The organism is Methylobacterium sp. D54C (genome assembly GCF_053345595.1).
Map to the genome: position 1 here is coordinate 1 of NZ_JBKFAK010000305.1, position 226 is coordinate 226.

Below are 226 nucleotides of genomic sequence, written 5' to 3' on the forward strand. Positions count from 1 at the left end.
TGGCGCGGGGCCTGCGGCACGCGCTCGAACTGGCGGCCCGGCTCTCGGCCGGAGACGCGGCCGAGGTGCCGCCGCTCGCCCAGCGCGTGGTGACCGGGCTGGCCGATCAGATCGGTGCCTTGCAGATCCAACTCACCCGACTGGAGAAGGAGTTGCTCGCCTGGCATCGGGACAGCGACCTGTCGCAGCGCCTGGCGACGATCCCGGGTGTCGGCATCGTGTCGGC

The 226-nt window shown here is 72.6% G+C and carries 1 pseudogene; it reads left to right on the top strand.

Annotated elements, in window-relative coordinates:
- A pseudogene (locus ACLBYB_RS33655) lies at nucleotides 1–226 on the top strand (IS110 family transposase); the annotation flags it as partial.